Raw genomic sequence first — 17,935 nt, 5'->3', positions numbered from 1 at the left:
AGGCCATGGCTCCGGCAATCAGGCATGTGGCGAGGGTCGGCACTGCCAACAGCGACATCGGGAATTGGAGGGGCCAGAGCACATACAGCAGCGCGCCCCCCACAGCACCGACCGCGGCCAGACGGATGAGCAGTTGCAGCCACTCCGGTCCCAGGCCACCGGGGTTCACGCGCAGGATGACGACAAGCGTCCGCCACCTGGTTAACGCCGGTACATCCCCCACTACAAGCCCCTTTATCGCGAAATTTCGGGATAAAGGTAGAGGGGCTAGATCACGTAGCCGTCACGCGCGAAAGGAGTCCTTGGCCATCCGGTGTACCCGGGCCTCGTCGATGACGTGTCCCAGGCCCGCCTGGGTCAGCGGGACCGCCACCACCCCGCCGTTCGCCCCCACGATCGGAGTCACGATCTGGTTGTTGCGCGGCGGCTGCGTCACGTCGCACGGCAGTGTGCATCCCGGCAGGCTGGCCACCGCCACCGTGGCCGCCCGCGCCAGCCCGGCGCCCTGGCCGCCCGCGCACTGGATGTCCCAGCCGGCCGCGGCGGCCCGGTCGTGCGTACGGCGGACCTCGCTGAGCGAGCGGAAAGCGGTGGGCCGCAGCAGCAGCACCCGCCCGGCCCGCAGCGTCAGGTAGTCGTCGAGCTCCGCCGGCGAGCGCACCTCGACCGCCACCGACGCCGTCACCTGGTCCTGCAGCGCGGCGTGCGCGTAGACGTCGCCGATGGGGAAGGGCCGTTCGATGACCTCGACGCCGTAGGAGTCGAGCGCCGCGAGCTGGCCGCCCTCGGAATAGGCGCACCCGCCGTCGACAGCCAGCGTCAGGGCCGGATAGGCGAGTCGTACGGCCCGCACCGGCTCGACGTCCCAGCCGGGACGGACGTCGAGCGTCACATGGCCGTAGCCCGCGCAGACCTGCTGATTGACCCGTGAGACCAGGCTTTCCAGGGAGGGATCGGGTTCGAGCCGGACGGTCGCCACCAGGGAGGTGCGGGTGCCGCCGATCGCCTCGGCGAGCGGGACGCCGCGCATCCTGGTCCACAGGTCCCAGCAGGCCATGTCGACGGCCGGGTCGCTGATCGGGACGGCGTCGGGGTGCTCCCAGTCGACGCCGATGAGCTGGGCGCCCAGCGACTCCTCCAGCTGGGCCCAGGTCTTGGGCTGGGGGGCCAGCGCCTCACCCCAGCCGGTCATGCCGGCGTAGTCGGTGAGCTTGACGAGCAGGCTCTCCGTCCGCCTGCCGTACGGCAGGACCAGCCGGAAGACCTCTAGCTCCCGCACTCGCGGCATGTAACCCCACTTCTACGCAATGACTCCTTCCAGTGTGCCTGCCTTCGTGTGCTGGGCAAAACGCGGAGCCACGGCCGCGGCCAGGATCGCGAGGGTGAAGGTGAAGGCCAAGCCCACCAGATAGGTCTCGCCGGTGGCCGTGAACAGGGCTCCGGTGACCGCGACGGCGACGACGGTGAACACGGACTCGCCGACGCCGAGCGCCGCGGTGTTCTGGCCCTCCTCCCCCGACGCGGACATCTCCAGCACCATTACGGACACCGTGGGGTGCAGCGCGCCGATGCCGAGCCCGGAGATGGCCATGGCCACGTACGCCAGAGCGATCGGCACGGAGTCGATCAGCACGAGCGAGATCAGCGCGATGCCGGTGGCGATCATGAGGGCGCCGCCGCGCAGGGCGGCCAGGTGGCTGATGCCGCCGCGGCCCTTGATCCAGGACCCGGTGGACCAGCCGAGCGCGCCGACGGTCAGGACGATGCCCGCGCCGGTGGGCGTCAGGTCACGCTCGTTGATCAGCATGAGCGGGATGAGGACCTGGGCCGCCATCAGCGAGCCGTAGGCCAGGCCGCGGAGCACGGGGGCGGTCGGCAGCCCGCGGGCGGCCCTGAGCGAGCCGCGGGGCAGCAGCCTGGGCAGGGACACGGCCAGCAGGACGATCCCGGCCGCGAGCAGGGGCAGGCCGCGGAGCTGGAGCGCGCTGCCGTACTGGATCAGCGCGGCGGCCACGGCGGTCAGCGTGGCCCAGATCAGCTTGCGCCCGAGGCCGGGGGCGGGCTCGGCGTTGCCGCCGGTCAGGCCGGCGCCCGCGGTGCCGCGCCAGAGCAGCAGCGCGCTGGGCACGACGATCAGGGAGACGCCGAGGAAGATCCACCGCCAGTCGGCGTTCTCCACCACGAACCCCGCGATGGCCGGGCCGATCATGGAGGGCACCACCCAGGCGGCCGAGAACAGCGCGAACACCTTGGGATGCATCTCACCCGGATAGACCCTGGCCACGAGCACGTACAGGGCCACCTGGATCAGGCCCGCGCCGAGCCCCTGGATGAACCGCCCGGCGACGAACACCTCCATGTTCGGCGCGAACCCGGCCACCAGCAGCCCCGCCACGAAGGCCGCCACCCCGGACCCGACCGGCACCAGCGGGCCCTTCACGTCACTCCATCTGCCGCCGAGCACGGTGGCGATCACACTGGCGGCGAGGGTGGCGCTGAAGGCCAGGTTGTACAGGTGCATGCCGCCGAGGTCGCGCGCCACGACGGGCATCGCCGTCGCCACCGCCATCGCCTCGAACGCCACCAGCATGACGAGCGCCACCAGCCCCACGCTGAGCGCCCGATATTTCGCCGACACCACGCTGACGGGAGGTGCTTCAACAGTTGTGGTCATGCCCGGCACGCTATGGCGAACACCCTGGTCAGCACATCGGGCGGCGGCCCTAGGTCATTGGGCCTAAGGCATCCGGGCCTCGAGTCCGTCGAGGAGCAGATCGAGGCCGTACTCGAAGCGCGCGCGGCCATCCCCGGCCATCAGGTCGTCGAGGTGCTTGGTGATGTGCGGGAACCGCTCGGGAGGCAGTGAGCGGTAGTAGCTCTCGATGGTCCCGACGAACGTGGTGAAGTATTCCTCCATGCTGAGGCCAGCGGCCCGGATCTTGGCGAAGTGCAGCGAGCCCTCGAAGGCGTCCCCGGAGATGTAGAGGGCGAGCCGGTCGACGGCGAGCGCGGCGTCACGGGGTGGCATGCCCGCGTCGATGAGCATGCCGAAGACGTGTTCGCTGATCCGCAGCGCGTTCGGGCCGGTGGGGATGTTGGCCAGCCCCGCTCTGGCCACGTCGGCGTGGCTGCCCAGCACCCGGTACCACTCCATCGCGTAGTCGCGCAGTTGTTCCTTCCAGCGGGCCGGGTCGGGCTCGGCCAGCCGGATCTCGCCGAGCACCCGGTCGTAGATGAGCTCCAGGAGCTCCTCCTTGTTGGCGACGTGCGCGTAGAGCGAGGCGGGCCCGGTGTCGAGCTCCTGCGCGACGCGGCGCATGCTCAGCCCGTCGAGGCCCTCGGCGTCCATGATCCGCAGCCCCGTCTCGACGATCAGATCCTGACTCAGCTGCGGCTTGAGCGGGACCGGCTTACGCGCCTTGCGCCACGGCGGGGTCGGGACGTCTTCGTTGCTTCCCATGACGAACACTGTACTTGACACGAACGGCGTTCGCCACTAAAACGGTGTTCGTAGCGAACGATGTTCGTTGAAAGAACGATGTTCTAGCCAAGGAGTCCACATGACCATCACCGCCCCCCAAGCGGCCTCGGAGGTCCAGCCTTACCGCTGGCGCTGGGTCGCGTTGTTCGTCATCTTGGCCGCCGAGGTCATGGACCTGCTGGACGCGCTGGTCACCTCCATCGCCGCGCCGACCATCCAGAAGGATCTGGGCGGCTCGTCGAGCATGGTGCAGTGGCTGGTGGCCGGTTACACGCTGGCCATGGCCGTCGGCCTGATCACCGGCGGCCGGCTCGGCGACCTCTACGGCCGCAAGCGCATGTTCGTGATCGGCGCCTTGGGCTTCACCGCCGCCTCACTGCTGTGCGGGATCGCCGCCAACCCGGAGATGCTGATCGCCAGCCGGGTGGTGCAGGGCCTGTTCGGGGCCGTGATGCTGCCGCAGGGGCTCGGCCTGATCAAGGAGATGTTCCCGCCGAAGGAGATGGGCAAGGCGTTCGGCATGTTCGGCCCGGTCATGACGATCTCGTCCGTGGGCGGCCCGATCCTGGCCGGGTGGCTGGTGGACGCCGACCTGTTCGGCACCGGCTGGCGCATGATCTTCCTGATCAACCTGCCTCTCGGGCTGGCCGCCGCGCTGGCCGGGATGCGGTTCCTGCCGGAGTTCAGGCTCTCCAACGCCACCCGGCTCGACCTGGTCGGCATACTGCTGGTGTCGGCGGCAGCGTTCCTGCTGATCTTCCCGCTCATCCAGGGCCGCGACCTGGGCTGGCCCGCCTGGACGTTCGTGTCGATGGCCGCGTCGATCGTGGTGTTCGCCGTGTTCGGCCGGTACGAGAGCCGCCGCGCCGCGTCCGGGAAGGACCCGCTGATCACGCCGAGCCTGTTCCGCAAGCGCGCCTTCACCGGCGGGCTGGTGGCCGGGCTGGCCTTCTTCACCGGCATGATCGGCCTCAGCCTCGTCTTCACCCTCTACACCCAGGTCGGGCTCGGCTACAGCCCGCTCAAGGCCGGCCTCACCGGCCTGCCGCAGGCCATCGGCGGCGTGGTCGGCTTCGGCCTGGCCATGTCGGGCCTGCAGGAGAAGCTCGGCCGCGGCCTGCTGCAGATCGGCACCGCGGTCATGGCGGTGGGCGCGGCGGTGCTGGGCGTGACCATCCACCTGGCCGGGACCGACGTCAGCCCCTGGCAGCTGGCTCCCGGTCTGGCCTTCGTGGGCATCGGGATGGGCCTGACCATGGCGCCGTTCTTCGACATCGTGCTCTCGGGGGTCGAGCCGCACGAGTCGGGCTCGGCGTCGGGCACGCTGACCGCGACCCAGCAGCTCGGCGGCGCGCTCGGCAGCGCCCTGCTGGGCACGCTCTTCTTCGACCTGCTCAAGAGCCAGTGGAGCTTCGGCTCGGCGATGCAGGTGACCGTCTGGGTGGAGATCGGGCTGCTGGCGCTGACCTTCGTCCTGGCGTACCTGCTGCCCCGCAAGGCTCTCGCGGAGCAGACCGGGCACTGACCCCGCTGGAAAGGGTCGCGACCTCGCGTCGCGACCCTTTTCGCTTTCAGGAACCCAGGCCGACGTGCCGTTCGGCCCACTGGGCAATGTCGCGGCGCTCGATCGCGGCGGCCATCAGGTCCGGGAACGCGTCGGGCGTACACGCGAAGGCGGGCACCCCCATCGCGGCCAGCGCGGCGGCGTTCTCGTGGTCGTAGAAGGGCGCGCCCTCGTCCGAGAGCGCCAGCAACACGATCACCTGGACGCCCGCCTGAGTCATCGCGGCGACCCTGCGCAGCATCTCCTGCCGCACCCCGCCCTCGTAGAGGTCGCTGATCAGGATGAAGATCGAGTTGGCCGGGCGGGTGATGAGACCCTGGCTGTAGGCGATGGCCCGGTTGATGTCCGTACCGCCGCCGAGCTGCGTGCCGAACAGCAGCTCGACCGGATCATGCAGCTGATCCGTCAGATCGACCACCGCCGTGTCGAACACCACGAGCGACGTCTTGAGCGACCGCATCGAGGCCAGCACGGCGCCGAACACGCTCGAATACACCACCGAGGCGGCCATCGACCCGCTCTGGTCGATGGCCAGCACCACCTCGCGCTGCACGGACCGCTGCCTGCGCGCGTAGCCGACCAGCCGCGACGGCACGACCGTGTTCTTCTCGGGCAGGTAGTTCTTGAGGTTCGCCCTGATCGTCCGGTCCCAGTCGATGTCGGACACCCGCTTGGGCCGGTGGGTCCTGGCCGAGCGGTCGAGCGCGCCGGTGACGGCGGCCCTGGTCTTCTGGGCGAGCCTGCGTTCGAGCTCCTGTACGACCTTGCGCACCACGGCCCTGGCCGACTCGCGGGCCTGATCGGGCATGACCCGGTTGAGCGCGAGCAGCGTGCCGACCAGGTGTACGTCGGGCTCGACGGCCTCCAGCATCTCGGGTTCGAGCAACAGCCTGGTGAGATTGAGCCGCTGGATCGCGTCCTTCTGCATGACCTGGACGACGGTCGACGGGAAGTAGGTCCTGATGTCGCCCAGCCACCGCGCCACCTTGGGCGCGGACGCGCCGAGGCCGCCGTCGCGGTCGTACACGGCGGCCAGCGCCCGGTCCATGTCCGCGTCGGACCCCTGGAGACCGCCGCTTTGGTTGTCGGCACAGATGCCGTCGGCGTCGCCACCGCCCAGCACCAGCCGCCACCTGCGCAGGCGCTCATCCATCGGCTCATGCTCAGCCATGGTCTCTCCCGTCGATCCGCGCTCTCCCGTCGATCCGTGCTCTCCCCAAGATCGCCAGTACGGTCCGCGCGGCCGGCTCCGCCCGCCGTTCGTCCACGTCCTGCTCCCCCGTCCGCTCGGACCGCTCCGCCGATCGGACGCGCTCGCCGATCGCCCGGCGTTCGGGCGCGGCGAAGCTCCCGAACGTACGGCGGAGCAGCGGCAGCACGTCGATGAACTGATTGCCGTCCAGCCCGGTCAGCCAAGTGTCGACCAGGCCGAGCAGCCTCGGATCGTGCACGAGCAGCAGCCCGCCGCCGCCCAGGAAGCCCTCGATCCACGAGGCGGCCCTGGTGGGCGCGTGCCCTCTGGACATCGCCCGCGACATCCGGGCGTCGGCGTCGTCGAGTTCCCCCGCGTCGAGCAGGATCCTGGTCAGCCGTCCCTCGATCAGCCCGTGCAGGTCGGGACGGTCACTCACCCCACGCAACGTCACCAGCCACCGACTACGCGGCGACGCCTGACGAACAACCGCCACCGTCTGCCCGAGGGCCGGCTCCGGCACCGCGGGCGGTGACCCGGCAGGCCTATCGGGCGACAACGCTGCGGTCTGGTCCGGCGGCGACCCGGCGGCCGCCTGTGGCGAGGGACCAGCGGTCTGATCCGGTGGCGACCCGGTGGCCTCCCCTGGCGTCTCCTGCCCAGCGGCCTCTCCAGGCGGTGGCCCGGTGGGCTCCTCTGACATCAGGGCGACCGCCGTGTGGACGGCGTCGACGCCGGTGAGGAGTGCGGCCGCCGCCTCGTCGTCGAGGCCGGTGACCGCGACCGGCAGGCCGACGCAGATGCGGTCGAGCATGGACCGTACGATCACCGCCAGCCCCTCGGCCGAGGTGCCACGCACGTCGCCGTAGCGGTGGGCGCGGACCATGGCCGGCAGCGCGGCCATCAGGTGGGTGACGTCGGTGTCGAGCGCGGCCTTGGCCGAGAGGGCGGCCAGCACCTCGGGCAGCGCCTCCGGCAGGTCGGCCAGCAGGCAGCGTTCGACCAGCCCGGTCAGGTCGGCCAGCGTCACCGACTCCGCCGAGGCGAGGTCGCGGGCCCGCTGGGCGGCGGCCGAGGCGACCGTGATGCCGAGGGCCGCCGCCTCGACGAGCGCCAGGTCGAACTCGGGCCGCCACTGCAACGTCCACGTCTCCCTGAACGTCCCCTTGCCCCTGGACTGCCCCAGCACCCCCCACTCGACGCCGAGCAGCCGCAGCCGATGCAGCAGGCGGCTGCGGTCGAGGTCGAGCGGCTTACGCAGGTCGAGGCCGAACTCGCGGTCGAGCGCCTCCGGCTTCAGCTTGAGCCGCCGCTGCTGCTCACGCAGGTCGCGCTGGAGCGGCACCATGGGCGTCCCGTCGGAGACGTGACCGAGCCGGTCGCCGACCACCATGCGCCGCTGGATCAGCTCCACCGCCAGGTCGTCACCCTCGCACAAGACCGCCCTGGCCGCCTCGGTGACCTCGCCGAGCCCGGCCAGCGGGCGTCCGCGCAGGGTCGCCAGGCTGTGCGCGAGCCGTACGGACTCGATGACGTGCGCGGACGAGACCGGCAGGCCCTCGTCACGGAGCACCGCCGCCGCCTCGGCCAGCCAGCGTTCGACGGGACGGTCGGGGGCGGTGAACAGGTGGTGGTACCAGCCGGGCGAGGAGATGCCCGCGCCGTAGCCGCTCCACGAGGCCAGCCGCCCGTACGTCCACGGCACCCACGTCAGCTGGGCCTTCACCTTGGGCAGGCCGCGCAGGAGCGCGTCGTCGGCCTTGGCCGGGGGCAGGGGGGCGGTCAGGGCGGGCACGTGCCAGGCGCCGCAGATCACCGCGATGCGGTCGTGGCCCTGTCTGATGGCGGTGCGGAGGGTCTTGCGCATGTACGCCTCGCGCCTGGCCTCTCGCTCGCCGGGCTCGTGACCCTCGCGGACAGCGGCCATGGCCTCGGCGATCACCTCGAACGGGGTGTCGCCCCGGTGCTCGACGACGTCCTCCCACCAGCGCTCGGGATCGTCGTAACCGGCCGCCTTGGCGAGCGCGCCGATCGGATCGACCCGCAGGCCCTCGGGATCGTCGTCGAGCGCGGGCTCGGAGCCGGGAGTGGGCTCGGGTCCCGTCAGGGGGTCAGGGCCGGGGTCGGAGGCAGCGTCGGGTCCCCCCTCGGAGCCACGACCACGAGCGGGTTCGAGCTCGGGTTCGGCCAGGCTGTGCGACGCCGGGAGGTCGCAGAAGCGGACCGGGATGCCGGCCGCCGTACCGTACAAGATCGCCTGCCACTCGGGCGAGAACCCGGCGAACGGCCAGAACGCCGCGCTGGACGCCTTACCGGGCACGTGTGCGAGCAGCGCGACCGGTGGCTCCAGCTCGGGCGCGAGCGCGACCAGCGCGTCGGCCTCCGGCGGGCCCTCGATGAGGATCACGTCGGGACGGAGGCGTTCGAGCTCCGCCCGCACGGCGCGCGCCGAGCCGGGGCCGTGGTGCCGGACGCCGAGGATCGAGACGCTCACAGGTGCACCATCCTCTGGCCGGCGGCCGGGAGACCGCTGACGTACCTCATGAGACCTCACGGCAGGCGCGGTAGAAGTCGCGCCAGTCGGAGCGCTCGCGGACGACCGTTTCGAGGTATTCGCGCCACACCACCCGGTCGGACACGGGCTCCTGCACCACCGCGCCCACGATCCCGGCGGCCACGTCGGAGGGCCGCAGCACACCGTCGCCGAAGTGGGCCGCCAGTGCGATGCCGCTGGTCAGCACGGAGATCGCCTCGGCCGTGGACAGCGTGCCGCTGGGCGATTTGACCTTGGTCCGACCATCCTCCGTCACCCCCGTACGCAGCTCCCGGAACACCGTCACCACCCGGCGGATCTCCGCCAGCCCCGTGCTGGTCTCGGGCAGTTCCAGCGAGCGGCCGAGCTGGGTGACGCGGCGCGAGACGATGTCGACCTCCTCCTCGGCGGTGGCGGGCACCGGCAGGACGACCGTGTTGAACCGGCGGCGCAGGGCGCTGGACAGCTCATTGACGCCCCGGTCGCGGTCGTTGGCGGTGGCGATCACGTTGAAACCGCGTTCAGCCTGGACCTCGCGGTTGAGTTCGGGGATCGGCAGCGTCTTCTCCGACAGTACGGTGATCAGCGCGTCCTGAACGTCGGAGGGCATGCGCGTGAGCTCCTCGACGCGGGCGATCCGGCCCTCGGCCATGGCCCGCATGACGGGCGACGGGGTCATCGCCTCCACGGACGGACCCTCGGCCAGCAGCCGCGCGTAGTTCCAGCCGTAGCGGATGGCCTCTTCGGCCGTGCCCGCCGTGCCCTGCACCAAAAGGGTCGAGTCGCCGCTGATCGCGGCGGCCAGGTGTTCGGACAGCCAGGTCTTCGCCGTGCCCGGCACGCCGAGCAGCAGCAGCGCCCGGTCGGTGGCCAGGGTGGCGACGGCGACCTCGACGATGCGGCGGGCGCCCACGTACTTCGGGGTGATCTGGCGGCCGTCGCCCAGGATGTACGTGGTCACGGCCCACGGCGACAGCTTCCAGCCGGGCGGCCTGGTCCGGTCGTCGTCCTTGGCGAGCACCGCCAGCTCTTCGGCGTACTGGTCTTCGGCATGGGGCCGCAGAACGGTCATGAGAGCTCCTTCAACATGTCGGCACGGAAGCGCAGCAGGGCGGCGACCTGCTGAATGGGCGGCACGGGCGAATAGCCTTCGGCCAGCTCGGCGAGCGACGGGTCGATGCGCTCGCCGGCCAGTTTGATCAGCTCGCCGAGGTTCCACGGCTGGGTGGTGGCCACCTTGATGATCTTGCGGAGGACGGCCGTCGCCAGGCCCTCCCGCCAGTGCGAGGACACGCCGCCCAGCACCATGATCAATTGGCTGTCCAGGTCATGCTCTTTCACGAAATCGGCGGCGAGCCGCTGCTGCTCGTCCGGCCCCAGCGCCTCCAGCAGATCCGCGATCGGGTCCCACGCGAACATCGCCCGCGCCCACTCCGGATCCCGCTGCAGCACGGCCGCACGCACCCAGGCGGCTTTAACCTCGGCGTCCCAGTCGGGAATCTTCATCTGGAGCAGCCTGGCGGGCCTGCCCCAGAGCCCGAGAGGCGCGCGGGCGACGACCTGCTGGAGCCACCAGGCCCGCTCGCCGATCCCCCTCGGCGGCTTGGCCCGGATGCCGTCGCGCTCCATCGCCGCGTCGCACGCTTTGGGCGCCTCGACGGTGATCGTGCCCTTGGTGAAGGTCAGGCAACTTCGAGCGCGTACGGCCATGCGCTGGGCCAGCCGCGACTCGGGCAGGCGGGTGAGGAGGTTGGCGGCCTGCTGGCGCACCTCTCGCCTGCGGTCGTCGAGGGCCTGCTCCAGGAACGGTTCGTCGTCCATGGACAGGCCATCGGCCAGCACCTCGACGAACGCCGCCCGATCGTCGGGCTCCTCGCGCTCCCAGCCCGTCTCCAGCAATTCCCTGGCCTGCTTGGGCTCCTGCCTCCTGAGGTGGCTCAGGTAGGCGCGGCGGTCGGCCGAGCTGCCCAGCTCCCACGTCTCGCCGGTCGGCTCTTCGAGCAGGTAGGCCCAGGCCGGGTTCAGGGCGGCCAGCCACCTGCCGCGCTGCCCGGCGACCAGGCCGAGGTGGGACCTGATCGACTGGTCGCGCCTGCCTCGGTCCAGCAGCTCGGGCAGGACGTACGGGGGCACTCTGCGGCCCGACGTGGACGCGGCGGCCAGCCATTCGGGGAGCAGGCGGTCGTACTCGCCGCCCAGGATCCTGGCCAGCCGCTCGGCCGCCCGCGCGGTCACGGCGGGCAACTCCTCGTCGTTCGCCTGCTCCTGTCCGGTCGTCTCGCCGAGCCGCTGACCGGCGCGACGGCGCACCACCTCCACGGCGGCGCTTTCGAGCAGCTCTCCCTCGTACGGTCTGCGGTCGGTGCCGACCAGCGCCGTCGAGGCCAGGTCCTCCCAGGTCACAGGATCACCGCCGTTCCGTCGTCGGCCCAGGTGGTCAGCGGGCGCAGGCCCAACGGCGTCCACTCGGCGGCCACCGTCACCGGACGCCCGCCGGACACGGCGATCAGCCGCCACGGGTCGCGGCACCTTGGATGCAGCGGGAACCCGCCGACGGACGTGCGGCCGGGAACCACGCCTGCCAGCACGACAGGCCAGGAGTCGGTCCACGGGTCTGCGGTGACGGCGGCGGCGATCTCACCAAGCGCCTCCTCGGGCGACACCCCCGGCGGCACCCGGCCACCGAGACCACCCTGGGTGGCGGCTTCCCCCTGACCGTCCACCGCACTCGGGTCAGCGGCTTCGCTCTGATCGGCGAGCGCAGTCGGGTCGATGGAGACGCTCCGGTCGGCGGAGAGACCCGAGTCGGCGGCAGCACTCCGGTCGGCGGAGAGGTCCCGGTCGGGGGGAGGGTTTCGGTCGGCGAGGGCACCCGGATCGATGGAGACGCTCTGGTCGGCTGGGAGACCCAAGTCGGCGGCAGCCCTCCGATCAGCGGCAGCACTCCGGTCGGCGGAGCGCCTCCCGTCGGTGGAGAGGTCCTGGTCGGAGGGAAGGTTTCGGTCGGCGAGGGCCAGCGGGTCAGCGGGGCGCCCCCGATCGGCGGGGGCGCCGCGAGGGGCGGGGTGGCGGGTGGCTACCAGGGCGCGGAGGGGTGCGGCGCCCGGGTAGAAGGCGACGTCGGCGTCGATCGTGGTGCCGGTGACCAGTGAGGCGTCGAGCGGCTGGCCGGAGGCGGCGAACGAGAGGACCAGCGCCGCCCGGCCCGTGTCGTGGCCCCGGAGCCAGACCCGGCGAGCGATCAGCCGGTCGTGCTCCTCGTCGCGCCTGCCCACCACGTGCCACCGGTCGCGCACCACCGGCCGAGCCAGCACGTCCTCCCGTGCGACGGGGAAGCCCGCACGGATCAGGACGGTCTGGCGCAACGGCCCCGGCAGCTCGGCCCGCCGCCGGTAGGCGACCGCCAGCAGGTTGATCAGCGAGTATTCGGCCAGCAGCCGACTCGGCCAATCGTCGGCCATGCGCACCTCCCGCAGTCGGGAGAGGGTGTTGGCGACACCGGGCGCCTGGGCGTCGACGAGCCGCTTGGCCAGCTCGTCCCACTCGTCGGCGTCGGTCCCCGCCAAGCCCTGCCGCACCTGGTCGGCCAGCCACCGTTCGAGCTCGGCCAGCCCGGTGGCCACCCGCGTATGCCGTACGGACTCGGCCCCCGCACTCCGCATACCACCCGGCGTACCCGTGGCCGCCGCCCCCAGACCGGAGCCACCGCCAGCCGCCGTGCCCGCCGCAGCGCCCGAGGCCGCGCCCAGGTCGGAGCCCTCGCCCGATCCCAAGGCCGCGCCCGGACCGGAGGCCGTACCCGAGCCCGAACCCGGCCCACCGTCCGGCGCCGAGTCACTTCCCTGCCCGTCAGCCAACTCCGGGTCAGTCTCCGCTTCTGCGGTGGCGCGGGCGCGGGCGGCCTCGAGCTTGGCCGCCGCCTTGGTCGCGCGTTCGGTGCGCTGGGCGACCCACTCCGCCGCCCACGACGGCAGCGAGTCGGCGGCCGGCACCCCGTCCGCCGACCACATGAGCAGCAGCCCGAGCGCGTGCTTGCACGGGAACTTCCGGCTGGGGCAACTGCACCGATATGCGGGCTCGGAGAGGTCGACACACGCCATGTAAGGCGTGGCCCCGCTCCCCTTGCACGCGCCGAACAGCACGTCGTCAGTCACGCCGCGCAAGGTCCATTTGCCAGGCGCCGCCACACCCTGCGCCGCCTTCTGGGACGAGGCGTCGGGGGCGAGGGCGAGCACCTGATCACGGCTCCACCGTTCGATCACTTGCCGCAGACTAGCCAGCCAGACTGACAATTACCGCTGCTCTGCCGGATCCGCGAAGAAGATCCATCATGCTACGGCGACGTCGTCCCGTCGCACGGCTGTCAGCGGTACACGACCACGCGCCAGGGTGCCGACGACCCGCTCGCCGCAGAAGACGCGCCCGCCACGCCTCACCACAGCCGGAATACCGAACTCGATAGGATCACCCACGTGGAGCTGACGATCTATCCCAGCGGCCCGTCCGTCGAGGTCGCCGACGAGGCCACTGCCCTGGCCAGCGAGCTGGCCAAGGAGCTGGACGGCCAGCTGGTCCTCGACGGCACCCGCTTCCTGCGCCGTGACGTCACCGGCGCGGCCATCGCGTTCGTGGAACGCCCGCCCATCGCCCAAGCCCTGGACCTGCTGCCCCACCCCGAAGGCGGCTGGTTCCGCGAGACCTGGCGGGCGCCCGTCTCCTTCCTGCCCGCCGGCTACCCCGGCGCCCGCTCCTCCGCCACCGGCATCTACTTCCTCCTGGGGCCGGGCGAGGAGTCGGTCCCGCACGTGGTCCGGTCCGACGAGGTGTGGCTGTGGCACCGGGGCGGCCCGCTGAGCCTGACCATCGGCGACGAGACCGTCATCCTCGGCCCGCGGGTCGAGGACGGCCAGGTGCCGCAGGCCGTCGTCCCGGGCGGTGTGTGGCAGTCGGCCAGGCCGGCCACCGGCGAGGAGGTCCTGGTGAGCTGCGTCGTCTCGCCGGGATTCGACTTCGCCGACTTCACCGCGTGAGCCGAGAAGGCATCATGGACGACTTCGCCGACTTCACCGCGCGAACCGAGTAGGAGCCATGGACGTACGGCCGGACAGCGAGCATCCCATCAGGCGCCTCTCGACCGAGGTCGTCTATGAAAGTCCGTACCTGCTCATGCGCGAGGATCGCATCCGCCGCCTGGACGGTTCCGAGGGCATTTACTCCTACGTCGAGAAGCCCGACTACGCGCTGGTCATCCCGATCGAGAACGACGGGCTGCACCTGGTGGAGCAGTACCGCTACCCGATCCGCGCCCGTTCTTGGGAGTTCCCCCAGGGCGCGTTCCCCAACAAGGAGGCCGGCGACCCCGAGCACCTGGCGCACGAGGAGCTGCGTCAGGAGACGGGACTGACGGCGGCGCACATGCGGCACCTCGGGCGGCTCAACTCCGCCAAGGGCATGTCGTCCCAGGTCTTCGACGTGTTCGTCGCCACGGAGCTGGAGCCGGGGCCCAACGAGCTGGAGGTCGAGGAGCAGGACCTGCTGCACCGGTGGTTCAGTCGCGCCGACTTCGAGGCCATGATCCGTACCGGCGAGATCACGGACGCCGCGACGCTGGCGGCCTACACGCTGTTCCTGCTCTCCGCCCAGTAGGACGCCGTCACACGTCACTCATGACAGGACGCCTTACGAACCCCCCAGCTCACAGTCGAAAGAGGACCTAAACCCTGATTTTTGGCGTCGCGCCACGGCATAACCGAACAAATGTGACATGCTGCCCAGAAATCACGGAAAAGAGTTCGCATGTGCGGTGCGTCACTAAGAGTGATTATCTGTGATAAATACGCGATTACCCGGTTCGGCCTATTGACGATCTTGGCATCCCGGCACGACGTCAACGTGATCGAGACCACTGACAGCGGAGTCCATGCGATCATGCTCGCCCGCAAACATCATCCCGAGGTGGTGGTCACCGGACTGACGCTGGGCGGACTGTCCGGACTGGAGCTGATCCAGCGATTACGGGCCGAGAAGCTGGACCCCGAGCCCCGCGTGGTCGTGTTCACCGTCGACCACACCGATCAGACGGTCACCGACGTGCTCCGCGCCGGCGCGAACGGGCTGCTGACCCAGGATTCCACGCAGGACGAGGTCGTCGCCGTCATCAGGGCGGCGGGCCGGGGGCAGACCATGCTCTCACCCGTGGTGACGCAGCGGCTGGTCGACTGGTTCAGGCAGCGGGAGCCCCCGCCCGCCGAGCTGGACCAGCCCACGCTGGCCGGACTGACGCCGCGCGAGCAGCAGGTTCTGCTCCTGGTCGCGCAGGGCAGGTCGACCGAGGAGGTGGCGGGTGAGTTGTACATCGGGGTGAGTACGGTACGCACCCATCTGCACCGGCTCCGCGCGAAGTTGAAGGCCAAGGACCGGGCCCAGTTGGTCTCCTTCGCCTACCGCTCCGGCCTCATGTCCTCCTAGACACCGGACGACACCGGACGCGTCGCCAGCGGCCCGAGGGCCAGGGAGCCGAGCACCACGGCCGCCGCCAGCGCGAACGTCCCCGGATAGCTGATGTCCGCGACCACCCCGCCGACCAGCCCCGCGAGCCCGAAGAAGATGTCGTACAGCGAGCTCAGCGCCCCCAGCGCCGCCCCCCGCTCCGGCTCCGGCGCCCGGCTGATCGTGATCATCGCGAGCGACGGGTAGAGCAGGGTGAACCCGGCCCCCGAGAGCACCGCCCCCGCCGCCGCCACCCACCAACCGGGCGCGAATCCGATCATGGCCAGGCCGATGGCCTCCGCGAGGCTCGACACGACGATGACCGGCATCGGACCGAGCCGGTCGGGCAGGCGCCCGGCCACGAGCCGCGTGGCGATATAGGCGGCGCTGAAGACGCTGAGCAGCACAGGCCCGTTCGCGATCCCCCTGGTGGACAGGGCCAGCGCGCCGAAGCCGACGAATACGCCGTACCCGAACGCCCCCGCCCCCAAGGCCAGCCCCGGCAGCACCGCCGCACCCGGGATGAGCTTGCGCGACACGACGGGCACCCGCGCGCCGGCCGGCAGCCGGCTCAGTACCGCGGCGGCGAGGAGCGGCAGGACCACGGCGGCGGCCCATACCGCCGGGTAGGAGCCGAGGCGGTACAGCGACTCGCCCAGGGCGGGACCGGCCATGAAGCCACCCCACATGGCCAGGCCGTACCATCCGACGATCTGGCCCCGGCGGCTCTCGGGCGCCAGCTGCACCGTCCACACCGACCCCGCGGTGAACAGCAGCGCCTCGGCGACGCCCATGATCAGCCGGGTGGCGATGAGGCCCGGCAGGCCCCACGGGAGCGCGTACATGGCACCGATGACGGCGGCCAGCGCCGCCCCGGCCAGCATCAGCCGGCGGCTGCCGAACCGCTGCGCGAGCTGCCCGCCGTAGGGGCGCAGCGCCAGCGTCACCGCCGCGGTCGAGGTGAAGGCCGCGCCGACGGCGAAGGGGGTGCCGCCCAGTTCCTCCGTCACCAGCCGCGGGATCACCGGCACCGCCGCGCCGAACGCCGTGAACGTGGCGAACAGCGCGGCCACCAGCCCGGCGAACGTCCGCGCCCAGGTCATAGGCCGCGGGTGTTGCCGCCGTCCACCAGCAGCACCACGCCCGTGATGAAGGAGGTGTGCTCACTGGCCAGGAACGCGGCGATCGCCCCGAAGTCGCCGGGCCGCCCGATCCTGCGCATCGGCAGGCCCTCCGCCACCCGCGCCAGCGCCGCGTCCGCCTCGTCGCCGAACTGGTGGTCCAGGGCGGGGGTGCGGTGGAAGCCCTGGGCGAGGACGTTCACGGTGATGCCGCGCGGGCCGAGGCTCGGCACGAGCCCCTTGGCGAAGCCCAGCACGCCCAGCCGGGCGACGGCCGACAGCCCGGTCAGGGGCAGCGGCTGGCGTACCGCCTCGGAGGTGAGCATCAGCACCCTGCCCCAGCCGGTGTCCAGGTGGGGCAGGGCGGCCAGCACGACGCTCACGTGCGGGATCGTGTTGTCCTCCAGCGCCCGCCGGTACACGGGCACGTCGAACTCCTCCAGCGACCCGTGCGGCACCCCGCCCGAGCTGCTGACCACGATGTGCAGCGAGCCGAACTCGTCGACGGTGCGCCGCACCCACTTGGCGACGGCCGTCTCGTCGCGCACGTCCACGCTGGTGCTGAGCACCCGTCCCGGTCCGGCGGCGTCGATCTCGGCGTGCGCCCGGGCCAGCCGGTCGGGTTCGCGGGCGCAGATGGAGACGTGCGCGCCCTCGGCCGCCAGCGTGCGGGCCACGGCCAGCCCGAGTCCGCTGCTGGCCGCCGCCACGAGCGCGACACGTCCGTTCAGCCCAAGGTCCATGGCCAGACACCTCTCACGAGACGAGCAGGAAATGCTGCGGCAGGTGTACGGCCAGCCCGACCCGCGTGCTCGCCTCGATGACCTCGGCGTCCCTGCGCAGCCGCAGCGTGGACTGCGCGGGGTCGAGCACGGTCACGGCGGCGCGGAAGTCGCCGAGCAGCGCCTCCCCCGCGCCGATCATGCGGGTGCGCGAGACGCGGATGCCGGCCGTCGCCAGCCGGTCGAGCGCCCCGTCGCGGACGAGCTTCCAGTACAGGCCGGGATGGGTCACGATCCCGTCGCACGAGCCGCCGGTCTCCTCGACCTCGGCCGCCGCCGCCGTCAGCACGTCCTCGGGCTCGCCGTCGAAGGGTGCGTGCCGCGAGTCCGCCAGGTGCAGCAGCCCGTCGATCGCGCCGTCGCCGGAGCCGTGCAGCAGGATCTCGTTCTCGACCGTGGACAGCCGGACGAGCACACGGTAGTCGACGAAGGCGGCGAGCAGGCCGGGCTCGTCGAGCACCCCCTTCGGCACGGGCACGCCGACTTTGACCTCGGTCAGGTCGGCCACGCGGAGGCTGCCGGCGAAGGCGGACTCGGGGGTCTCGGCGTACGACGTCCCCGAGGGCTCCAGCCGGGACGGCGGCGCCTCGTGGACGTAGGGCACCTGCCCGTCGCCCACCTTCGCGCTCTTCAGCAGGTGCCGGACCGTGTAGCGGGGCCGGGTCTTGAACAGCGGGAACGCCTCGGTCAGCGCCAGCCGGTACGGTACCTCGACGTCGCCGCCGTTCCGCGAGCCGGCCACCGCCCACGCGAACTCCTCGCCAGGAGACATG

Annotated in this window: 15 protein-coding genes; 4 read left to right on the top strand and 11 right to left on the bottom strand. The window is 71.6% G+C overall.

Annotation, left to right across the window (positions count from 1 at the left end; translation table 11 throughout):
* Positions 1–283 precede the first annotated feature (283 nt).
* From KME78_RS46020 to KME78_RS46010, 3 genes are all read right to left on the bottom strand, one after another.
* Positions 284–1,288, bottom strand: coding sequence for an enolase C-terminal domain-like protein (locus tag KME78_RS46020; protein ID WP_219536280.1), 1,005 nt, complete (start codon positions 1,286–1,288; stop codon positions 284–286).
* Positions 1,289–1,300: 12 nt separating this feature from the next.
* Entirely contained in the window at positions 1,301–2,674 is a 1,374-nt protein-coding gene (locus tag KME78_RS46015; RefSeq protein ID WP_246653385.1) for an MFS transporter, read from the bottom strand.
* A gap of 63 nt (positions 2,675–2,737) precedes the next feature.
* Positions 2,738–3,460, bottom strand: coding sequence for a TetR/AcrR family transcriptional regulator (locus KME78_RS46010; protein WP_219536279.1), 723 nt, complete (start codon positions 3,458–3,460; stop codon positions 2,738–2,740).
* Positions 3,461–3,560: 100 nt separating this feature from the next.
* Between KME78_RS46010 and KME78_RS46005 the strand changes: the two genes are divergently transcribed.
* Positions 3,561–5,006, top strand: coding sequence for an MFS transporter (locus tag KME78_RS46005; RefSeq protein WP_219536278.1), 1,446 nt, complete (start codon positions 3,561–3,563; stop codon positions 5,004–5,006).
* 46 nt (positions 5,007–5,052) lie between these two features.
* Here the strand turns inward: KME78_RS46005 and KME78_RS46000 are convergent, their stop codons facing one another.
* The 5 genes from KME78_RS46000 to KME78_RS65265 are packed head-to-tail and all read right to left on the bottom strand — an operon-like array spanning position 5,053 to position 13,032.
* Positions 5,053–6,216, bottom strand: coding sequence for a VWA domain-containing protein (locus KME78_RS46000; RefSeq protein ID WP_219536277.1), 1,164 nt, complete (start codon positions 6,214–6,216; stop codon positions 5,053–5,055).
* Positions 6,209–8,731: a DUF5682 family protein gene (locus KME78_RS45995; protein WP_219536276.1), complete on the bottom strand. Its 2,523-nt coding sequence runs from the start codon at positions 8,729–8,731 to the stop codon at positions 6,209–6,211. Before KME78_RS45995 ends, KME78_RS46000 begins: the two co-directional genes overlap by 8 nt.
* 46 nt (positions 8,732–8,777) lie before the next feature.
* The gene (locus KME78_RS45990; RefSeq protein ID WP_219536275.1) at positions 8,778–9,842 is read right to left on the bottom strand and encodes an ATP-binding protein; all 1,065 of its coding nucleotides are present in this window, start codon (positions 9,840–9,842) and stop codon (positions 8,778–8,780) included.
* Positions 9,839–11,173: a DUF5691 domain-containing protein gene (locus KME78_RS45985; protein WP_308127383.1), complete on the bottom strand. Its 1,335-nt coding sequence runs from the start codon at positions 11,171–11,173 to the stop codon at positions 9,839–9,841. Before KME78_RS45985 ends, KME78_RS45990 begins: the two co-directional genes overlap by 4 nt.
* Positions 11,170–13,032, bottom strand: a complete 1,863-nt coding sequence (locus KME78_RS65265) for an SWIM zinc finger family protein (RefSeq protein ID WP_308127382.1) — start codon at positions 13,030–13,032, stop codon at positions 11,170–11,172. Before KME78_RS65265 ends, KME78_RS45985 begins: the two co-directional genes overlap by 4 nt.
* Positions 13,033–13,242: 210 nt before the next feature.
* Between KME78_RS65265 and KME78_RS65260 the strand changes: the two genes are divergently transcribed.
* The 3 genes from KME78_RS65260 (at position 13,243) to KME78_RS45965 (ending at position 15,238) form a co-directional block, all read left to right on the top strand.
* Entirely contained in the window at positions 13,243–13,800 is a 558-nt protein-coding gene (locus KME78_RS65260) for a cupin domain-containing protein (protein WP_308127381.1), read from the top strand.
* Between the two features lie 58 nt (positions 13,801–13,858).
* Positions 13,859–14,416, top strand: a complete 558-nt coding sequence (locus KME78_RS45970) for an NUDIX domain-containing protein (RefSeq protein WP_219536274.1) — start codon at positions 13,859–13,861, stop codon at positions 14,414–14,416.
* Positions 14,417–14,566: 150 nt separating this feature from the next.
* On the top strand, positions 14,567–15,238 hold the full coding sequence (locus tag KME78_RS45965) for a response regulator (RefSeq protein WP_246653384.1): 672 nt from the start codon (positions 14,567–14,569) through the stop codon (positions 15,236–15,238).
* On the opposite strand, the gene KME78_RS45960 is transcribed toward KME78_RS45965, so the two are convergent.
* From KME78_RS45960 to KME78_RS45950, 3 genes are read right to left on the bottom strand one after another with little or no spacing between them, the layout of a single operon-like run.
* Entirely contained in the window at positions 15,235–16,362 is a 1,128-nt protein-coding gene (locus KME78_RS45960; RefSeq protein ID WP_219536272.1) for an MFS transporter, read from the bottom strand. The genes KME78_RS45965 and KME78_RS45960 overlap by 4 nt on opposite strands.
* Complete coding sequence (locus KME78_RS45955) at positions 16,359–17,123, bottom strand: SDR family NAD(P)-dependent oxidoreductase (RefSeq protein ID WP_219536271.1); 765 nt, start codon at positions 17,121–17,123, stop codon at positions 16,359–16,361. Before KME78_RS45955 ends, KME78_RS45960 begins: the two co-directional genes overlap by 4 nt.
* A 13-nt stretch (positions 17,124–17,136) precedes the next feature.
* Positions 17,137–17,934, bottom strand: a complete 798-nt coding sequence (locus KME78_RS45950; protein WP_219536270.1) for a family 3 encapsulin nanocompartment shell protein — start codon at positions 17,932–17,934, stop codon at positions 17,137–17,139.
* Between the last annotated feature and the right edge of the window lies 1 nt (position 17,935).

Origin of the sequence: Nonomuraea guangzhouensis, from assembly GCF_019396345.1 — a bacterium.
Classification (GTDB): domain Bacteria; phylum Actinomycetota; class Actinomycetes; order Streptosporangiales; family Streptosporangiaceae; genus Nonomuraea; species Nonomuraea guangzhouensis.
The sequence above is the reverse complement of the archived record's forward strand: the minus strand, read 5'-3'. Positions and strand labels throughout refer to the sequence as shown.

Coding starts and splice junctions, on each gene's coding strand:
- KME78_RS46010 (WP_219536279.1), bottom strand. CDS start 3,460: ATGGGAAGCAACGAAGACGTCCCGACCCCGCCGTGGCGCAAGGCGCGT.
- KME78_RS45965 (WP_246653384.1), top strand. CDS start 14,567: ATGTGCGGTGCGTCACTAAGAGTGATTATCTGTGATAAATACGCGATT.
- KME78_RS45970 (WP_219536274.1), top strand. CDS start 13,859: ATGGACGTACGGCCGGACAGCGAGCATCCCATCAGGCGCCTCTCGACC.
- KME78_RS46020 (WP_219536280.1), bottom strand. CDS start 1,288: ATGCCGCGAGTGCGGGAGCTAGAGGTCTTCCGGCTGGTCCTGCCGTAC.
- KME78_RS46000 (WP_219536277.1), bottom strand. CDS start 6,216: ATGGCTGAGCATGAGCCGATGGATGAGCGCCTGCGCAGGTGGCGGCTG.
- KME78_RS45960 (WP_219536272.1), bottom strand. CDS start 16,362: ATGACCTGGGCGCGGACGTTCGCCGGGCTGGTGGCCGCGCTGTTCGCC.
- KME78_RS45955 (WP_219536271.1), bottom strand. CDS start 17,123: ATGGACCTTGGGCTGAACGGACGTGTCGCGCTCGTGGCGGCGGCCAGC.
- KME78_RS46015 (WP_246653385.1), bottom strand. CDS start 2,674: ATGACCACAACTGTTGAAGCACCTCCCGTCAGCGTGGTGTCGGCGAAA.
- KME78_RS46005 (WP_219536278.1), top strand. CDS start 3,561: ATGACCATCACCGCCCCCCAAGCGGCCTCGGAGGTCCAGCCTTACCGC.
- KME78_RS45950 (WP_219536270.1), bottom strand. CDS start 17,934: ATGTCTCCTGGCGAGGAGTTCGCGTGGGCGGTGGCCGGCTCGCGGAAC.
- KME78_RS45990 (WP_219536275.1), bottom strand. CDS start 9,842: ATGACCGTTCTGCGGCCCCATGCCGAAGACCAGTACGCCGAAGAGCTG.